The 1,312-nt window shown below is 38.8% G+C and carries 2 protein-coding genes; one reads left to right on the top strand and one right to left on the bottom strand.

All coding sequences use genetic code 11. The features are described from left to right. Positions 1-135 precede the first annotated feature (135 nt). Positions 136-678 carry a hypothetical protein gene (locus E1163_RS04360; protein WP_155169891.1) on the top strand — a complete coding sequence of 181 codons (543 nt, stop codon included), beginning with the start codon at positions 136-138 and terminating at the stop codon, positions 676-678. On the opposite strand, the gene E1163_RS04355 is transcribed toward E1163_RS04360, so the two are convergent. Next, the coding region (locus tag E1163_RS04355; protein WP_155169889.1) for a LytR/AlgR family response regulator transcription factor at positions 675-1,312 on the bottom strand (638 nt) is incomplete at its 5' end. The genes E1163_RS04360 and E1163_RS04355 overlap by 4 nt on opposite strands.

Below are 1,312 nucleotides of genomic sequence, written 5' to 3'. Positions count from 1 at the left end.
TTTTATTTGGCGTTTTCCTATTCAGCCCAAAGACGAGACAAAAGTTTTAAAACCAAATGATAAAAAAAATCGCTCCTAAACTTAACTTTGCAAAATTTTAATCGTTTGTAGAATTTATCTACTCAGTATTTATCAGTGAAAAATTTAGCGGTAATTATTCTCATATTTTTTGTCAGCGGTACATGGCTTACAGGTCACGCTCAATCTTTGGATGAAATCAAAAACATCAGAAATGAATTGTTTTATACTGATTTCAATTTTAACAAGTGTGAGAAGTACTATAACTACATAGTGAGCCTGAAAGACAAATCACCTCTGGTTCAGGCATATCAGGCTGCGGCAGAATCGCTAATGGCAAAACATGCCTGGAACCCACTTAGCAAATTTTCTTATTTGAAAAATGCCCAGGAACTGCTCAACAACGCTGTAGATGCCGATAAAGACAATCCTGAAATACGCTTTTTACGATTGTATATACAACGGAGTATTCCTTCCTATATGGGTATGAGCAATGATATTGCGGAGGACAAGGCTGCCATCCTTACCCATCTGGACAAACTTAATGTAGAGGAACTGGGCCGTGACATAGCCAGCTATATTGCTACCTATATGACAGCCCCTGATCTTACAACTGACCTGGAAGCCAGTCTGATCAAAAAGAAACTGGAAGTTAACTAAACTACCTTTTTACGGATTTGCTTGGCGTAGGTCCTGCTTACAGGGAAGCTTTTTCCATTTTCCATTTTCACAATCAAACCTCCGTTAAAATGTTTTTCTATTTCTTTTAAATAGTTGAGGTTGATAATAGTGGAACGGTGTACTCTTATGAACACATCAGGGTTGAGTTTTTCCTCCAGCTTTCCTATGCCTGATGAGCTTAGGTACTGATCATTCTTGGTGGTTAATATTGTATAGTCTCCGGAAGCTTCAAGATGTACAATATCCTTCACCTCAAGGTTGAGGAGTTTTTCAGATTTTTGCACAAAAAGATGGCTTGAGTATTTGCTCTCTTCCCCGCCCGACTTAATATTCATCAACAGATCTTCAACATTGGTTTGCTCCGCTTTTATACGCTCTGTTGCTCTTTTGATGGCCAGCTTAAAGCGTTCTTCATCCAGCGGCTTAAGTACGTAATCCACTGCATTTTTATCAAAGGCCTGAATGGCGTATTGATCATAGGCCGTAGTGAAGATAACATAGGGTTTATGCGTAATTGCCTCCAGGACATCAAAACCATCCATGCCCGGCATCTGCACATCAAGAAAAATCAATTTTGGTTTTAGCTTGTCAATTTTCTCAACAGCATCTTTTC

Origin of the sequence: Fulvivirga kasyanovii (assembly GCF_009711405.1) — a bacterium.
Classification (GTDB): Bacteria; Bacteroidota; Bacteroidia; order Cytophagales; family Cyclobacteriaceae; genus Fulvivirga; species Fulvivirga kasyanovii.
This window is presented reverse-complemented; position numbering and strand designations above follow the sequence as displayed.